13 protein-coding genes are annotated in these 17,297 nt (G+C 32.5%); 6 read left to right on the top strand and 7 right to left on the bottom strand.

All coding sequences use genetic code 11. The features are described from left to right. Positions 1–1,132 precede the first annotated feature (1,132 nt). The 3 genes from J3U13_RS06305 to J3U13_RS06295 form a co-directional block, all read right to left on the bottom strand. Complete coding sequence (locus J3U13_RS06305; RefSeq protein WP_267340883.1) at positions 1,133–1,954, bottom strand: helix-turn-helix transcriptional regulator; 822 nt, start codon at positions 1,952–1,954, stop codon at positions 1,133–1,135. 117 nt (positions 1,955–2,071) lie between these two features. Continuing rightward, positions 2,072–3,337, bottom strand: a complete 1,266-nt coding sequence (locus J3U13_RS06300) for a Y-family DNA polymerase (protein WP_267340882.1) — start codon at positions 3,335–3,337, stop codon at positions 2,072–2,074. Beyond that, positions 3,334–3,780, bottom strand: a complete 447-nt coding sequence (locus J3U13_RS06295; protein WP_267340881.1) for a LexA family protein — start codon at positions 3,778–3,780, stop codon at positions 3,334–3,336. Before J3U13_RS06295 ends, J3U13_RS06300 begins: the two co-directional genes overlap by 4 nt. Before the next feature lie 932 nt (positions 3,781–4,712). Between J3U13_RS06295 and J3U13_RS06290 the strand changes: the two genes are divergently transcribed. The 3 genes from J3U13_RS06290 to yegQ all read left to right on the top strand — a co-directional run bounded on the left by J3U13_RS06290 (position 4,713) and on the right by yegQ (position 8,661). Continuing rightward, positions 4,713–5,696 (top strand): AEC family transporter, encoded by a 984-nt coding sequence (locus J3U13_RS06290; RefSeq protein WP_267340880.1) that lies wholly within the window; start codon positions 4,713–4,715, stop codon positions 5,694–5,696. A gap of 1,064 nt (positions 5,697–6,760) precedes the next feature. After that, the gene (locus tag J3U13_RS06285; protein WP_267340879.1) at positions 6,761–6,961 is read left to right on the top strand and encodes a hypothetical protein; all 201 of its coding nucleotides are present in this window, start codon (positions 6,761–6,763) and stop codon (positions 6,959–6,961) included. A gap of 356 nt (positions 6,962–7,317) precedes the next feature. Further along, a complete protein-coding gene (gene yegQ / locus J3U13_RS06280) occupies positions 7,318–8,661 on the top strand; it encodes a tRNA 5-hydroxyuridine modification protein YegQ (protein WP_267340878.1) in 1,344 nt (447 codons plus the stop codon). 52 nt (positions 8,662–8,713) lie between these two features. Here yegQ and proA read toward each other — a convergent pair whose 3' ends face one another. The 4 genes from proA to gpt all read right to left on the bottom strand — a co-directional run bounded on the left by proA (position 8,714) and on the right by gpt (position 13,612). Beyond that, entirely contained in the window at positions 8,714–9,967 is a 1,254-nt protein-coding gene (gene proA, locus J3U13_RS06275) for a glutamate-5-semialdehyde dehydrogenase (protein ID WP_267340877.1), read from the bottom strand. A gap of 701 nt (positions 9,968–10,668) precedes the next feature. After that, positions 10,669–11,778, bottom strand: a complete 1,110-nt coding sequence (proB, locus tag J3U13_RS06270; RefSeq protein ID WP_267340875.1) for a glutamate 5-kinase — start codon at positions 11,776–11,778, stop codon at positions 10,669–10,671. Between the two features lie 26 nt (positions 11,779–11,804). Next, positions 11,805–13,061: an esterase FrsA gene (gene frsA / locus J3U13_RS06265; protein ID WP_267340873.1), complete on the bottom strand. Its 1,257-nt coding sequence runs from the start codon at positions 13,059–13,061 to the stop codon at positions 11,805–11,807. 17 nt (positions 13,062–13,078) lie between these two features. Further along, positions 13,079–13,612, bottom strand: a complete 534-nt coding sequence (gene gpt / locus J3U13_RS06260) for a xanthine phosphoribosyltransferase (protein ID WP_025315517.1) — start codon at positions 13,610–13,612, stop codon at positions 13,079–13,081. A gap of 150 nt (positions 13,613–13,762) precedes the next feature. Here gpt and J3U13_RS06255 point away from each other — a divergent pair, with 150 nt between their 5' ends. From J3U13_RS06255 to argB, 3 genes are all read left to right on the top strand, one after another. Continuing rightward, on the top strand, positions 13,763–15,226 hold the full coding sequence (locus tag J3U13_RS06255; RefSeq protein ID WP_267340872.1) for an aminoacyl-histidine dipeptidase: 1,464 nt from the start codon (positions 13,763–13,765) through the stop codon (positions 15,224–15,226). Between the two features lie 214 nt (positions 15,227–15,440). Further along, entirely contained in the window at positions 15,441–16,451 is a 1,011-nt protein-coding gene (argC, locus tag J3U13_RS06250) for an N-acetyl-gamma-glutamyl-phosphate reductase (protein ID WP_267340871.1), read from the top strand. 63 nt (positions 16,452–16,514) lie between these two features. Then, entirely contained in the window at positions 16,515–17,294 is a 780-nt protein-coding gene (gene argB, locus J3U13_RS06245) for an acetylglutamate kinase (RefSeq protein WP_267340870.1), read from the top strand. Positions 17,295–17,297 lie beyond the last annotated feature (3 nt).

Genomic DNA, 17,297 nt, shown 5'->3' with positions numbered 1-17,297 from the left:
CATCTTTTATACAAGCTAAAGGTCTTTATACTGAATAAAACTTTAGATACTCATAAAGTAGTACAATTGATTTATAAGAAGAATTGAGTCAGCCATTAATGACAGTACAATTAAAATTCCACAATAAATTTAGTCTTTGCAACTTAGTTTTTACAATTAAGGTAACTTAAAAGTTTTGTGCCACAAAGCGGACACTATCTTGATTCACAAATGTAAATGTAATTTTGGGGATAAGTAATAATATCCAATATGAAGACCTTATTTGTATCTATTATGAAAAAAATAATGGATCATGGTTTGAATGGAAATGTTATTAATTTGTGCAAATTAGTAATAATAAAACCAATCCATTATGTCCTCTAACTACATAGATAAGTGAATGTTTTTAATCGTTATCAATAAGTAATGTTGAAAAGCTATATCATAGCTTTTCATTATATCATGCCACTAATGCCGGCTTAGTAAACTTAATTCTTAATATTGTGTAAGTAATTTGAAATATTTTGTTAATAAAATGAATTTAATTGTCATTTTTTTTACATAATTACTTGTTATAATTTAGCCATATATTACAGATGAGGTTGAGTATTCAATTATATCATCATCGTAGTTTGGGATGGAGTGTTTACAATTATACTATCATTTTATGGATATTTTGATAGTGTAAAAATCAGTATTTATACTTTTAGTGCTAAAAAGAAATGGTCCTAAATAAAAATATCTGATTTAAGTGGTACCAAAAGTAAAGGTTATTTTTGACTTATTGCTCATGGAAGATTTGGCATCACTAAAAATTTTTGCAATTTTGCCAAGGAGGGCATTATTGCAAACTCCAATTTTGTTGTTTTAATGTCCATTAACGCTTTTACACAAATCCAAAACTCTCAGGTACTATTTCTATAAAGCATCGATATTAACTGTTTTTAAAATAAATCGTCTTAGTCCAACATAAAAATAAAGTAACTTATAGATAACTGAGTTCCAGTTATCAATTTGTACTTGATAATTCATCTTAAAAATACCGATATATTAAAGTGATAAAAATTGCTACTTGAAGTGGCTTCATACGAAAAATCGTATATTTTTCTAAAATAATTCCCAATTTAATGGGAATTTTTATATAAAAAAACGATTAATTTCGTTTGGTATTTTTTAATTCTTTTGGTGATAATCCAAAATAGGCTCTAAATCGTTGAGAAAATCGAGCTGTGGATGAATACCCAACCATTGTGGCAATATGTTCTGTTGAAAGGCTCGATGTTTGTAATAAGTGAAGCGCTCGTCCCATTAACACTTTTTCTTTTATTTTTTGGATATTTTCCCCTTCAAACTTTAATTTGCGATATAGTGTCGCTTTACTCATACAGATTTCTTTGCTCACGTCATCTATAGTTATTTTTTTATTGTCGTTTCTTTTAAATATTTCGATAACTTTTTGGGTTGTTTCTTTTTGACTGGGGAGGTAAGCTAAATTTTGATATCCTGAACTAATCAATAAGTTGATGATCTCTTTTCTTCGGTTTTCTAATATATCTTCTGTTGCCCAATCTAAACATTCAACCAGTTGAGATATGCATTTGTATAAAGCGCTATTAGCTTTACCAAATGTGTATATTTCAGATTTATTCGTGTTATTATTGATTAAGTTATTATCAAAATCAGAAAATTCAAATTCAACGAGTACCGCAAGATAATTGGTATTGGCAGGGATATTTCGCATACTCATTGTTTGTACATCGGTAAAAAAAACAAAATTACCTACATTGCACGCGATTTTAGTTTCATTACCAACGATTTTACAACCATTTAATACAACAACAAGCAGGGGTTTTAATATAGGTATATTAGAGAGATCCTGTTGTTTTATTGATTTATAAGTGGAAACACATTTTTTATGATTCAATGTAGTACTTAAAGTTTTGAGTCTTTCTATTTCTAATTCTGTATTTTTCATCCTAATCAATCCGTTCTTATGTTGTGGTCACTCATTAAGGATATACAATATCCATCGCTAGAATATATGTTACTCTTTTACTTATTATATATAATAACGGTTATTATTTTTAGTTATTTATTTCACCAATGGCAATTCATTCCAATGAGTAGTATAACGTTTGCTTAATAATTCACGTTTTATCTGCCAAGGAGCAGATTTTTGTATTCCTCCTAATTGGATCGTATTTTTCCCCATTTTTTGATTGATTATATCAATTGTCTTCATAAGTTTATCATTTTTATGCAGTGATGGATTTGTCAACGATGTAGTAAAAAAATCTGGTTGGAAATGCCCGTTTTTATTTTTCAGATCCAGCAACATTACCCCTGATTTCATAAATAAAAGATCTTGTTTATATATTGCCAGCAACCCTTTTTGTGCTGCGTGAATAATTAATCGTGAGTCATCCGTTGGAAAAGAAAGTGGTACAACAATTGATGGATGATATTGATTTGAATTGACACAAAAGCGATCAGTTTTTAAAAAGACAAGAATAGCACTAGCGACAGATTGTTGTTGTCTAAGTTTTTCAGTTGCACGGCTTGCATGCAGACGAATCGCTTCTTGTAAATCAAATAGTGCGCTTGTTAAACGACCAAAACTGCGTGATATCATGATGTTTTTCTTCGGAGCGGCTAGGTCATCTAACTCAATGCAGTTAATTCCTTGTAATTCTAATACTGTTCGTTCTAGCGTTACTGAAAAGTTATTTCTAATATATTTTATATTGGCTTGGCGCAGGTCCCATGCAGTATCAATATTGATTCTGTTTAATTTGTTTGCAATATGTCGACCAACACCCCAAATGTTATTAACGGGAAAGGTTTTTAATAAATTTTTTTGTAATTTTTCATCTGTAGGTAAACAATAAACATTTTGATAAATAGCGTGTTTTTTTGCTATATGATTAGCTAACTTTGCTAATGTTCGAGTGGGCGCAATACCAATACTAACAGGAATGCCTGTATCTCGTTTTACAATATTTTTTATGTTTAAACAATGTGCTGTCATATCCGCAAATCCATCTAATTGAATAAAGGCTTCATCAATAGAATAGAGCTCAATACTAGGAGTATGATTTTGTACAGTATCAAAGACTCGCTGACTCATATCACCATAGAGTTCATAGTTTGAACTGAGCAAAATTATTTGTTTACGAATTTTAGATGGGATCTGATAAGCCGGCATCCCCATAGGTACTAATGGTTTTAATTCATTTGAACGAGCAATGACACAGCCATCATTATTGGACAAAATCCCAATGGGTTTTCCTTCTAATTTAGGATTAAAAACGCGCTCACATGAGGCATAAAAGTTATTACAATCAATTAAACCTATCATACATGCGCTCTTTTTCGTAATGAGTGAATAGTATGTATAACAATGCCCCAAATATGCACATCTTTGCCTATTAAGGGAATGGGTGGATAAAGAGAATTACCTGATAATAAATGATGTTGATCGTCAAATATTCCGAGACATTTGCATGTTAATTCACCATCAACTGCAGCAATTACAATGTCACCCATCTTAGGCTCTAAGGAACGATCAACAACTAATAAATCACCACTAAAAATACCATAATCGATCATAGAATCGCCTACGGCTTTAATATAATATGTTGCGCTAGGATGCTTTACTAAATGTTCAGTCAAATCAAGTTTAGTTTCCAAATAATCATCAGCAGGGGAAGGAAATCCAGCTCTTACTGGTGTATCAATTAAAGTTAAGTAATTTTTATCGGCAGCATTAACCATGCCAAGTACAATACAATTATTACGCAAGTATGTTCTCCTTAAAATTATCCTATAAATCTATTTTGTGTGTTATAGAGATAGTAAAAAACGAATACATGTATAAATATACAGTATAAAGTGATTGATTCAAAAAATTTCGACTGTAAAAAAATTGAAATTGAACAAAAAAGCAATAATTGTTAAGTCTCAACAAAAATTATCGGTCTTTTCGATTTTTATAGGATTAAAAATAGCAGGGCAAATATAAATAGGGTTTAACTTAAAAATAGTCCAAATAATCGTATCGATTTTGTCAGGTTACATAAATTACTTACATTGAATTAATCATTCATTGATATTTTGAAAACATAATTCACTATCTATTATGTTAATTATTTATTTGAATAATATAAAGAGCAGCAGTCAAGTGACATTGTTATACCTTTATATAAACGATTTAAATCATATTGTTAACTATAAAATTAGCAGTGTTTAGTTGTTTACAAATCGCATTAAAAAATATTAAAATAAAAGGTTTAATGGCTAAATTAACTTTTACCATAATTTAACACACGTTTTCTGAATGATCTTATTCATTGATTTTTATCAAATAAAACTTTGTTATTTAGGGGCATTCAATCAAAATTGAATGGTTTTTTGATCTTTTTAAGAGAGCTAGTGGATCTTGCTTCACACAAGTTAAAAAAGAATAAGTATAATACCGCGCAATTTACAGTATTTTCCATTTGAAATAACAAAGGTTGACATATTAACAATGTATTCAGTTAAGCTTACATCATGTAAAACAGCATTTAGCAATATAAAATTTCAAAAAACAAACATGCACTTTTACATGTAATAAATATATTCAGCTTTGTTATCCGCTTTAGCTCGGTCTAAAAAATAATATCTAATCAAAAGTTACCGAACAATTACCGATTTTGTATTTCAAGTAATATTATTTTAGGAGTTTTAAAAAAATGAATCTGATCTGGTCTGCAGTTGGGCAAGTAGTAAGTTCTTGTCTTCCGGTGTTTTTACTTATTTTTCTTGGTTGGTTGTGTGTACAGCAAGGAATATTTACAAAAGATTCTAAAAAGTTGTTATCAGGACTTGTATCTAACTTTGTATTCCCAGCATTACTATTTGTGCATACATCGCATGCTAAACCATCGCAAATATTCAATGGTATTTGGATGATTGCTTTTTTCTGCACAATGTCATTTTTATGGATTGTTTGTTTTTTAGTTAATAAATACATTTTACATAAAGATCTAAAATCAACTGCCATGAGTTCAATGTTATGCTGTTTCCCAAATATGGGGGGAATGGGTGTTCCATTCTTAACTTTAATGTTAGGTGCCTCATCCACAATTTCTGTTGCAGTTGCTAACTTTGTTGTGGCATTGTCATTAATTCCTATGACTATTTTTCTATTAGAATTATGTGACACCAAAATATCAGGTGGTAAAGTAACGGGTGGAATGGTTTTTAGTGCAGTAAAAAGTTCACTTATGAAACCAATGTTCTTAGGCGTTATCCTTGGTTTAATTGTGAGTGTAACAGATGGTACCACTTGGATGCCACACTTTATATTTAATACCTTTGATATCATGTCTAATGCTTGTAACTTTATCTCGTTAATTGCGGTGGGTGTAGGTATTTATGGTGTGAAATTAAAAATGACAAAACCACTTATGATCAATGTGGTTTTAAAAAGCTTCTTTACACCAATTGTTGCTTTAATTGCTGTACATTTATTTGGTATTACAGGAATGGAAGCAGAAGAGTTAGTCTTCTTACTTGCAATGCCAACGGCATCAACAGCGGTTATTTTGGCTTATAACTGGAATGTTGAACAAGAACATGCATCAAGCATTTTCTTTGCTTCAACAGTTTTATCAATCTTTATTTTACCTACTTTACTACTCATTATGGAATATACCATTCCAGGTGTGCAGTAAGTCTTTCAATGGATTCAAAAAGCCTCATTTAGCCTGTCTAAATGAGGCTTTTTATTGGTTTTATTATCACTCGAAAAACGTCATTTCTTAATTGTCTTTACCTTTTTATTCGTTTTCTTAAATTTTTTATTGTAAATAAAATCATTTACAAGTCGTCAGAATTTTTTATCATGTGTGTAACTGAGTATTAAAAGAACAATACAAATAACAAAACATGAAAAATAATCATTTTAGTAATCAAAGTTGCAAAATAATTGCCTAACCATAAAAAGTCTGAACAACAGAGACCGGCATCTTATATTATTTTACCCCAAAAGTTATGACTGTTACCTTTACTCGTAATAATAACGTTCAACAACAAATGATTTAGATGCGTTAACTCTTTTGAAATGAGTAAAAAACGTCAGTTTTACTAAAACAAAGGTATTGCTATTGAAAACTTTTAAAGTCTAATATGCCAAACCTCTTTGGCAAGAGAACAAAATAATGGAAAATTGTATCAATACAATTCATTTAATTATCGGTTATTTTTATAAAACTGTTTTTTAGGTTGTCGAAATAACAAAGAACAAGCAAAAGCATCCATAAAACCCAAGACAATAAAAATGAATGGAAATGTATTTGCATGATGTAAAAGGAGATCTACTAACAGAATGCATTTAAACTCAGTAGCCGTTTATTAATATGATTTATAGTTATAAATTCAATGAAAGTGAAAAAAGAAAATGAAACGGTATAGACTCCTGAATATTTTTTACAAAGAATAGTTAAAATTGTAGTTTTATTCAATGACAAATGTGGTAAATATGGTCAAATTATCAGCAAATTCTTCAAACAAAAAAGCAATGATGGAAACTTCACGATGAGTGAATTCTGGCTAAAGATTGATCTGCATAATAAAATCATTTTTTTAAATGATTTACCTTCTTTATCCACAAATTTATTCAGTTTTTTTGGGGATAACAATTGCGTGATTTTTTACCAATGAAAGTGAAAAAGAATAACTATTAAGCAAATTATATGCAGATTTCATTTAATTCTTAGATTTTTTATTAAGGTCTATTATGAGTTATTTTAATTATCATGCGAAAGCAAAAAAGTTAATTAAGGATGGCCATTTAGTTGGGTATGAGTTTGTTGAAAATTGGAATGGCATAAAGCCAGCATTAGTACTCTATTTTGATGAGGCAAATCCAATGCCGATTCGAGAATATCGCTGGCAAGAATATTTACCATTACTCAATAGTGATGAAGAAAAGTGGTAAGTTTGAAATCATGCAATGTTAGTTAAAACTAATACAGCTAATAGCATTGCTTTTATCACTTATTTGATTATAACTAAATTCATTTCTATAAGATTTTTATTGAAGAATAAAATCAGAAGAATTTTTATATAAATAAAAAATTAAAAAATTTAATACGTATCTGTTACATTAAACTATTAACAATTTGATCATATTAAGCAACCTTAACATCCAATTGATGCAAATAAGCTTTGTGTGGCTTACATTGTTGATACAATAAATTTGCCAATCGCAAGGCTTAAGCGTAAAATGCCAACCTATTTTTGCTTAACCTATTACATACAGTAATACTGACTTGAAATCAGAGGCATTTTTGAATGACACTTTTATATGCAAAACCAGAGTTACTTTCTCCTGCTGGTTCCCTTAAAAATATGCGTTATGCGTTTGCTTATGGCGCAGATGCGGTTTATGCCGGACAACCTCGATATAGCTTACGTGTTCGAAATAACGAATTTAATCATGAAAATTTAGCCATAGGCATTAACGAAGCACATGCGCAAGGTAAAAAGTTTTATGTTGTTGTTAATATCGCCCCACATAATTCTAAATTAAAAACCTTTATTCGCGATTTAGAACCCATTGTCAACATGAAGCCAGACGCATTTATCATGTCCGATCCGGGTTTAATTATGTTGGTTCGTGAACATTTCCCTGAAATGGAAATTCATTTATCCGTACAATCGAATGCGGTAAACTGGGCTACTGTAAAATTTTGGCACAAAATTGGATTAACACGAGTGGTGTTATCACGTGAATTGTCACTGGATGAAATTGCTGAAATTCGCGAAAAAGTACCGGAAATGGAACTGGAAGTATTTATTCACGGTGCGCTTTGTATGGCATATTCTGGACGTTGTTTGCTTTCTGGTTATATCAATAAACGTGATTCAAACCAAGGTACTTGTACTAATGCTTGCCGCTGGGAATATAAAATTGCGGAAGGCAAAGAAGATGAAGTAGGGCAAATCGTGCATAAATGTGAACCGATCCCAGTTCAACAAAGAGAACCAACTTTAGGTATAGGTTCCACTACGAATAAAGTGTTTATGCTGGAAGAATCTGGACGTCCTGGCGAATATATGCAGGCTTATGAAGATGAGCATGGCACTTATATCATGAACTCCAAAGATTTAAGAGCAGTTGAATTAGTTGGTGATTTAACTAAAATTGGAGTACATTCATTAAAAATAGAAGGTCGTACTAAATCTTTTTATTACTGTGCTAGGACCGCTCAAGTGTATCGTCAAGCAATCGATGCAGCAAGTGAAGGAAAACCTTTTGATCCACGCCTATTAACCGAGCTTGAGTCTTTAGCTCACCGTGGTTATACGGAAGGATTTTTACGTCGTCACAAACATGAAGACATGCAAAATTATGTGCATAGCCATTCAGTATCAGACAGACAACAGTTTGTTGGTGAGTTTAGTGGAGAGCGTTTAAATGGTTTGGCTGAAATCATTGTTAAAAATAAATTTTCAGTGGGTGACAGTGTGGAAATGATGACACCGAAAGGTAATAAGACTTTTATTATTGAACGTATGGAAAATAAGAAAGGGCAACCTGTACCTGCTGGATTAGGGGATGGACATATTGTTTATATTCCTATTGCTGAAGATATTGATTTAAATTATGCATTATTGATGCGGAATTTTGATTAACCTAAACTAAGTAAAACTGTTCGGATATGCCGAACAGTTACCTTGATTGTCGTTATTGACGAATCAAATCATCACCATAACCAATCCATTTATACGTAGTTAATGCTTCAAGCCCCATAGGTCCACGAGCATGTAATTTTTGTGTACTAACCGCAACTTCAGCACCTAAACCAAATTGTCCACCATCGGTAAAACGAGTAGATGCATTGACATAAACAGCCGCAGCATCGACTAAATGGACAAACTTTTCAGCGTTCGCTAAATCACGTGTTAAGATGGCTTCTGAATGACCACTGCCATATTCACGAATGTGCCCAACCGCAAATTCAAGTGAATCGACAATGACTATATTCAAATCTTTTGATAGCCATTCTTGACGTAATTCTTCCTCTTCAACAGGGAACACATTTGCGACGCCCGTTTCTAAAATTTTGAATGCATCAGTATCGGCATGTAATATAACATGGTTGTCAGCCATAATTTGACTAAGTTTTGGTAAAAATGTATTGGCAATTTTGGTATGTACTAACAATGTTTCCAAGGTATTACAAGTACTAGGGCGTTGCGTTTTAGCATTTAAAATGATTGGATATACTTTATCAAAATCAGCACTTTCATCGACAAAAATATGACAAACGCCAATTCCGCCGGTGATAACAGGTATGGTTGAATGTTCACGACACAGTTTGTGTAAAGCTGCGCCTCCACGAGGAATAATCATATCAACATATTTATCAAGTTTAAGAAGTTCATTGATGTATTTGCGATCGGGATTATCAATGAATTGTATTGCTGTTTTAGGCAAACCTACATGCTCTAATGCTTGTTGGATAATTGCTACGGTTGCACGATTGGTATGAATGGTTTCCTTACCCCCTCTTAAAATAGCTGCATTACCCGTTTTAAGACAGAGTGTGGCAATATCAATAGTCACATTAGGACGAGCTTCATATATTACCCCTATAACACCTAATGGGACTCTATAACGTTGTAACTTTAAATCATTTTCTAAAGTGGCTCCATCAATAATTTGACCAACAGGATCGGTTAATGAAATGACTTTTCGCACATCATTGGCAATTGAGGATAATCGTTGTGATGTTAACAATAATCGATCTAAGATCGCTTCATTTAATCCTTGTTCTTTAGCTATTAGGATATCTTTTTCATTAGCGGCAAGAATTGTTGTACTGTGTTTTTCTAATAAATCGGCGATAACAGCTAACACTTTATTTTTAATCGTAGTAGAGCATTGTGCTAATTGATAAGAAGCAAGTTTCGCCTCTTTTCCTATTTGAACTATCATTTTTAACCTTTATTAATTTGATTCACAAATTTCTTTAAATAAATTGAAGTTACCTAAAAAATTCCTTCATTGAATACGGTATTATGTATAATAGAAAAAACCGGTTACTCAAATACAACGGATAGTTGTTTTTTTTAGTTAAAGAGATTAACTTTACATAAAAAATAAATGATATAAACCCAAATACCTATTCATTATCAGGTGAAAAAATACAAGATATGTATTTGAATTTGTATTTTTTCTTTCAGCCACTCATTGGTCAATGTTTCATTCTCTTTCAGAGAAGCATGTAAAGTATCTAACAGTTTAAATTTAATAATATTATTGAAACAAAATCTGTAGATTTTCAATCTGTTTTCTGTCTTATTTATTGCAATGTAATAAATTTATATACACATATTTGTTATTTCGATTGGATTTTATATCTTCAAAAATCATGTTTTATCATCTTTTAGAAGAGCTGATTATGGAGAATATAAAATCTTAACCAATGACCATATAAACCATCCTATACTAAAAATAAGATCTAATAAAGGGGTTGTAATCATTGTGATTCATGACTATTTTATTTCTGGTCATGTTAATATGATAATGATTTAAATGACTCTATCACTGTTGATGGTTATCAAAAACTCAGCGCATAATGTTTTTTTATTATTTGCTGTTGTGATTCCATTCTTTATTTTTATATTAATAATTTATTATTTTATAATCATATCATTACGATGTACGGCGACAGAACCATATTCATAACCGATAATTTGGCTGATTTCTTGTGAATGATGTCCGGCAATCTGTTTTAATGCATCGCTATTATAACGACTTACTCCACGAGCTATGCTTTTGCCTGATTTATCACAAATATCAATAACCTCACCACGAGAAAAATTTTGTTCAACTTGTAAAATTCCTTTGGGCAAAAGTGAACTGCCATTATTTAAAATAGCATTTACTGCACCATCATCTAACAAAACTTTACCAGCTTTTGGTGCACCAAATAACCAATGTTTACGATGCTCTAAAGGGGTTTTTGGCGGGATAAAACGTGTACCAACCGATTGGTTGTTTACCGTATCAATAATGACATTAGGTTTATTACCTGCTGCAATAATAACCTCAATCCCAGCACTTCCTGCTACTTCGGCAGCTTGTACTTTGGTGCCCATTCCACCAGTACCAAGCCCAGAAACACTATCTCCAGCTATACTACGTAACTTATCATCAATATGATTGATTTCATGAATTAATTTAGCATTTTTATCTGATCTTGGATCTGCGGTAAATAAACCTGCAATATCCGTTAATAAGATCAATTTGTCGGCTTCCGCTAAAATAGCTGCTAAAGCAGATAAATTATCATTATCACCCACTTTAATTTCAGCCGTTGCCACTGCATCATTTTCGTTGATAATGGGTATAATGTGATTGTCCAACATGGCTTTTAAAACATCTTGTGCATTTAAAAATCTTTCACGATCCTCAAGATCGGCACGTGTTAATAACATTTGACCAATATAAATTTTATAGATGGAAAAGAGTTGTTCCCAAAGTTGTATTAATTTACTTTGACCAACTGATGCAAGTAGCTGTTTTGAGGCAACGGTATTAGGAAGAGTAGGATAATTAAGATATTCACGACCTGCGGCAATAGCCCCTGATGTAACAATAATAATTTTATGTCCATCTTGATGTAAAATAGCACATTGCCTGATGAGTTCAACAATTTGTGCACGATCCAACTGTTTGGTACCACCCGTCAAAACACTGGTACCTAATTTAACAACGACAGTTTGTTGTTTTTTAATGGTCATAACATACTCTTATTTTAAATCAGGTCTTACACAATTGACTCCATCCATTTTACAGACTGAGTCAACCCATCATGCAAGCTCTTTTGTAATGGTGTTTTATGTATGGTTACTAATTTATTTTGTTTAACTGAACGAATCAATTTTGCTTCATTCACATTACTTAAAAAATCATCTTCAACAATAATATTCATGACAGGAACAGGACAAGCATGAGTTAATAATCCTTGATTTTTGAGTGAAAAGTAATTTAATTCGGCCGCTAATTGTGCATTAGATATGGAAGGTAAACCAAGGCGACTGGCCAACATATCTTTGTAAATAACTGGTAGATTCTTTTGCAAATCTTTATCTACAAAAATTTGATGAACAAAAGGTGTAAAGTTAAATAACCCTTTAATCTTATTTGGCATCACATAAGCTAACCGTGTTGCAAGATGGGATCCAAATCGAAATCCGGCTAAAATAACGCGACTATTGTCAACCCATGGAACCGATGAAAGTTGTTCTAATATTGCTTGATGAATTTTACTGCTATTTTGATTTAAAGCAAAATGACGACTATGTCCGACAGACGGTAGATCAACCGTTAACATAGCAAATCCACGAGGAGCTAAATATTCTCTAAAATAACGATAATAATCAATTTGTAAACTGCCCAAAGCATTACATATGAATACAACAGGACAAGTGCTGTCTGTTTTTGGTAAGTGCAACAATGTTTTAACACGACGATTCTCAATTTTAAATTCCAGCTCTTTGACTGTAAAAGGAGAATAGGTAAGCGCTTTTAAATAAGCTTGATAAGCACAAGTTTGTGCATACATAGCTAGTTCATCATTTTTAAAATGTGGGTAACTGGCAATGCTGGAATATTCACTAGCGATAAGAAAATAATTATGTAAATTAACTCTATCTTCGTCCCTAAAGTTTTCTTTATCTATTAAATCAGCTTTAGACTGCCACAATGCAGCTTGATTTAAAAATTCATAAACCCAATTTCCCGATTGATAACCGATAACTGTATCTAACCACTTTTCATTGGTGTGACGTTTTGTTGAAGCGGCAATTTTGGACAAAAGCGCTTCAACTTCTAATTTGGGTAATCCTCGCCAAAACCATAAAAAAGGATTAATGATCCGATACCATCTTGAATCAATTTCACCATCTAAAGGACTAATACTACTACCGTCACTACTATCTATACGTTTAATCAGCGTTGATGTCTCAGGATAATCAAACTGTGGTTTAAATATCTGAGCAGATAAATTTTCGGTAGTAGTCATGATCGTTTTAAATATCCTTATTGATGATCGCTAATCGGTTTAACAAACATTACACCTGTATCCCAAGGTTGCTCAATCCAAGTATCTTGCTCAATGTCAACAATATAATCATCAACAAGCGGTTTACCAGCGGGTTTAGCAAAAATGGTAACAAAACGAGCTTTGGGATACATTTCACGGATAGTATGTGCGGTGTTGCCAGTGTCGACTAAATCATCAACAACAATGAAGCCTTCACCATCGCCATTTGCTTGTTTTAAAATTAGTTTTTCACGTTGATGATCATGATCATAACTTGAAATGCACACCGTATCAACGTAACGAATACTCAATTCACGAGCCAAGATAGCAGCAGGTACTAATCCTCCGCGGCTGACAGCAATGATACCTTTCCATTGGTTTGCAGGTAACAATCGTTTGGATAGTTGGCGCCCGTAAGATTGTAACATTTCCCAAGTGACATTAAATTTTTCTTTTTCAGCGATAAGTTCGGCTTTATGCTGTTTTTGAGCTTTGATTTCTTCTTCTGTTAAAGTTTGTTCTATTGACATGAGTAACCTGCAATTTTAATCGAATATACGAATTTAATAAATTAATATTAATGGACTAAAAATAGATGTAAAATTGCACCTTATTATAATGTGATTACACAAAAAAAACTACTTATTAATTTATTACTGAGACAATATTGAGGTTAAATTATGCTTTCTACTTTAAAGCCAAATTCTATTTGGCAGATTTTTAATGATATTTGTAAAATTCCACATCCATCTCATCATGAACAAATGATCACTAAATATATTGTCGATTTTGCAAATACTCATCACATTCACTGTGAACTTGATAAAGTTGGTAATATTTTATTAACTAAACCGGCAACTAAAGGCATGGAAAACTGTCCATCTATTGCACTACAAGCTCATATGGATATGGTACCGCAAAAAAATGAAGGAACCGTTCATGATTTTACTACTGATCCAATTCAACCTTATGTTGATGGTGAATGGGTGAAAGCGAAAGGTACAACTTTAGGTGCAGACAATGGTGTAGGATTAGCTTCTGCTTTAGCTGTGTTAATCGATCCCACTATTGAACATGGTCCTATTGAAGTTTTAGTCACAACGTCGGAAGAGACGGGTATGCATGGAGCATTTGGTCTGCAATCTAATTGGTTAAAAAGTCATTATCTAATTAATACCGATTCAGAAGATGAAGGAGAGATATTTACAGGATGTGCAGGTGGTGTTGACTTTACTTCAACTTTTGCCGTTGCTTACGCAGTTATTCCAGAAAAACATGATTGTTATGTAAATATCTCGCTTAAAGGTTTAAAAGGTGGGCATTCCGGTTGCGATATTCATTTAGGGCGTGGTAATGCAATTAAATTAATGGCTCGTTTTTTAGCTGAATATGCGCAAGATATTTCATTTAGATTAGCGGATATAAAGGGCGGTTCGTTGCGTAATGCCATCCCTAGAGAAGCTTTTGCTCAAATCACTTTGAGTAAACAAGATTTACCTCAACTTGAATCTATTGTAAAACAATATCAAACAACCTTAAATAATGAATTAGGGCACGTAGAACCTTCGATACAGATAAATTTTTCAGAAGTAACTTCCGATGAAGTTAAACGTGTTTTAACCCTAGAACATCAAAATAAAATTATTCATTTTTTGCATACTGCACCTAATGGGGTGGTACGTATGAGCGATCAGTTACATGGTATTGTCGAAACTTCACTGAACTTAGGTATTGTCAATATTGTTGAAAACCAATTCAATACGCATTATTTAATTCGTTCACAAATTGATAGCGCAAAAGATGCAGTAGTCTCAACGTTAATATCGCTCAGTCAATTAACCAATGCCAATTATGAAATCAGTGGAGGATATTCGGGTTGGGAGCCGAACTTGAATTCGAGTCTTTTACAATTGGCTAAAGATAAATATTACGAGATATTCTCACAAAAAGCGAAAATTATGGTGATACATGCTGGACTAGAATGTGGATTATTTAAACAAACTTATCCAAATATGGATATGATATCAATCGGTCCAACAATTGTTTCACCCCATTCTCCAGATGAAAAAGTAAATATCCAGAGTGTTATTCGATATTGGGAACTGCTTATAGCGATATTAAAATCAGCAAATCAATTGAAGTAACCTATTCATTTTTATGCCTGCTGATGGTTAATGGTAGGCATAGCTAACTTGTTTTTTTGTCTAATTTTTTTACTATTCATTTTCCTTAATATCAATAGCGTCAGTTGAAAATAAATTCATAAAAAGTGAATAAAAATTCATTTTTTGCTTGTGCAGTTTTGATAAATAACCTACTATATATAACATTGTTGCATTGAAATAAATTAGGATAGACATGTTGAAGTCAATTATTGTTGGAGCGAGTGGTTATGCAGGTGCAAAATTAGCTTATTATTTAAATAAGCATCCACATATTGAGTTAATCGCATTAACAGTATCGCAAAACAGTCAAGACGGCGGTAAACTTATTTCTGATAATGAGTTATATCCACAATTAAAGGGGATAATAGACCTACCGCTTATAGCCACATCTGATTATTCGAGCTATATCAATGATGTTGATATCGTCTTTTTAGCAACAGAACATTCTGTTAGTCATACCATTGCTCCTTATTTTTTAGAACAGGGTTGTACTGTTTTTGATTTATCTGGTGCTTATCGCGTTAATTCTCCTAAGTTTTATACTGATTATTACGGTTTCACTCATCAACATCAGAAATGGCTAAATAAAGCTGTTTATGGTTTGGCTGAATGGAATCATGAAAAGATAAAACGCGCACAATTAATAGCTGTACCTGGTTGTTACCCTACCGCCGCACAATTACCGCTTAAACCTCTTATTGAAGAAAATTTATTAGATAATACTCAATGGCCAGTAATTAATGCGGTTAGTGGCGTGAGTGGTGCTGGTCGAAAATCGACAAATAATAACAGTTTTTGTGAGGTAAGCCTACATGCTTATGGACTGTTTACTCATCGCCATCAACCCGAAATTGCCACCCATTTAGGTCAACAGGTTATTTTTATACCTCATTTAGGTTGTTTCAAACAAGGCATTCATGCCACTATTACATGTCGAGTTAACGAGGGTGTTACCTCGCAAGATATCCTTAATGCATTAAATAAATACTATAAAGATAAACCATTAGTTAGAGTTTATGAAAAAGATTGGCCTGCTTTGAAAGCAGTGATCGACCTACCTTATTGTGATATTGGTTTTGCTCTAAACGATCGTCATTTGATTCTAATTTCGGTTGAAGATAATTTATTAAAAGGTGCTGCAGCTCAAGCTGTTCAATGTATGAATATTCGTTTTGATTATGAGCAAACCACATCGTTATTTTGATGTTTAGGTAAGCAAATCAAATTTTGGATAAACATCCAAAATTAAAACTAATAGGAAATAGAAATGAAACCATTAATTATAAAACTTGGCGGTGTAATACTTGATAACAAAGATGCTTTAAATAATTTATTCGTTATTATTTCTAACTATAAAAAAAATTATCGTCGATCATTAATCATTGTTCATGGTGGGGGTAGCGTTGTTGATTCATTAATGGACCGCTTATCCATGCCAGTTGTTCGCCGTAATGGTTTACGTGTTACACCTGCTGACCAAATTGATGTAATTGTTGGTAGTCTTGCTGGTAGTGCAAATACCCGATTATTATCAGAAGCAAAAAAGCAACAGATAGCAGTTGTTGGACTGTGCTTAGCTGATGGTAACAGTGTTGAAGTTAAACAAATCTCTGAAGACTTAGGTTACGTAGGTGAAGCTAGAGCCGGTGATCCGACTTTGATCAATTTATTAGTAAATGCAGGCTACTTACCTATTATTAGCTCAATTGGCATTACTGAAAATGGACAAATGATGAATGTCAATGCTGATCATGCTGCGGTAGCTTTAGCCAAAACTTTGAATGCGGATTTAATTTTGCTTTCTGATGTGGTTGGTGTTTTTGATGAAAACAAACAGCTGATTGAATCTTTAACCCAATCGCAAGCCGATCAACTCATTGCAAACGGCGTAATTACAGATGGTATGATTGTTAAAGTCAATTCAGCTTTTGAGGCGGCAAAAGCATTAGGGCGACCAATTGATATTGCAAGTTGGATGCAATCCGATAAATTAATTGAATTATTTAATGGAAATTCAGGTATAACTGGCACAAGAATTATTGCTTAAATA

The sequence above is a fragment of the Gilliamella sp. B2887 genome, from assembly GCF_026537015.1.
In the GTDB taxonomy this organism is placed as follows: Bacteria; Pseudomonadota; Gammaproteobacteria; order Enterobacterales; family Orbaceae; genus Gilliamella.
The sequence above is the reverse complement of the archived record's forward strand: the minus strand, read 5'-3'. Positions and strand labels throughout refer to the sequence as shown.

Bases quoted from the DNA above. Each gene is read 5' to 3' on its own strand.
- yegQ (WP_267340878.1), top strand. From the start codon at position 7,318: ATGACACTTTTATATGCAAAACCAGAGTTACTTTCTCCTGCTGGTTCC.
- J3U13_RS06255 (WP_267340872.1), top strand. From the start codon at position 13,763: ATGCTTTCTACTTTAAAGCCAAATTCTATTTGGCAGATTTTTAATGAT.
- J3U13_RS06305 (WP_267340883.1), bottom strand. From the start codon at position 1,954: ATGAAAAATACAGAATTAGAAATAGAAAGACTCAAAACTTTAAGTACT.
- frsA (WP_267340873.1), bottom strand. From the start codon at position 13,061: ATGACTACTACCGAAAATTTATCTGCTCAGATATTTAAACCACAGTTT.
- proA (WP_267340877.1), bottom strand. From the start codon at position 9,967: ATGATAGTTCAAATAGGAAAAGAGGCGAAACTTGCTTCTTATCAATTA.
- argB (WP_267340870.1), top strand. From the start codon at position 16,515: ATGAAACCATTAATTATAAAACTTGGCGGTGTAATACTTGATAACAAA.
- J3U13_RS06285 (WP_267340879.1), top strand. From the start codon at position 6,761: ATGAGTTATTTTAATTATCATGCGAAAGCAAAAAAGTTAATTAAGGAT.
- gpt (WP_025315517.1), bottom strand. From the start codon at position 13,612: ATGTCAATAGAACAAACTTTAACAGAAGAAGAAATCAAAGCTCAAAAA.
- proB (WP_267340875.1), bottom strand. From the start codon at position 11,778: ATGACCATTAAAAAACAACAAACTGTCGTTGTTAAATTAGGTACCAGT.
- argC (WP_267340871.1), top strand. From the start codon at position 15,441: ATGTTGAAGTCAATTATTGTTGGAGCGAGTGGTTATGCAGGTGCAAAA.
- J3U13_RS06300 (WP_267340882.1), bottom strand. From the start codon at position 3,337: ATGATAGGTTTAATTGATTGTAATAACTTTTATGCCTCATGTGAGCGC.
- J3U13_RS06290 (WP_267340880.1), top strand. From the start codon at position 4,713: ATGAATCTGATCTGGTCTGCAGTTGGGCAAGTAGTAAGTTCTTGTCTT.